This is a genomic window from Pseudomonas paracarnis (genome assembly GCF_904063055.1).
Taxonomy (GTDB): Bacteria; Pseudomonadota; Gammaproteobacteria; order Pseudomonadales; family Pseudomonadaceae; genus Aquipseudomonas; species Aquipseudomonas paracarnis.
Map to the genome: position 1 here is coordinate 1 of NZ_CAJFCN010000105.1, position 435 is coordinate 435.

At 59.1% G+C, this 435-nt stretch carries 1 pseudogene; it reads right to left on the reverse strand.

The features are described 5' to 3' along the window. Positions 1–435: pseudogene (locus tag JMV15_RS28100) on the reverse strand (polyurethanase); the annotation flags it as partial.

Sequence of the window (435 nt, forward strand, 5' to 3'; positions counted from 1 at the left end):
CCTGCCCCGCCGACGAAAACATTACTACCCTGCTCACCGATCAAATGATCGTCGCCGCCCAGACCGAACAACCATTCCCCCGCAGCATGAGCGGTTAGGACATTGTCCTGCGCATCGCCGTTGGCAGAGGCCGTGTAGGGCGTCAAGGCTGTGCCGGCCAGCAGGCCTTGGCCGGTTACGTTATCGGTGACGTCGTGGGTGCCCCAGGGGATTGAATTCCACATGATGTAGGACTGCTCTTGGCTCACCAATGCACCGATATCGAGGGTCATACTGATGCCGCCATAGGCGTCGTTGATGTAGAGCGTGCCATCGCCATCGTTGGCAAAGCCGAAGCTGGCAAGTGGCTTGTGCAGTTCGAAATCGTTATCGCCCTGCCGCGCCAGCTGGCTGTTGTGGTGGCCACCATCGAGAACAAGATCATGACCAGACGGG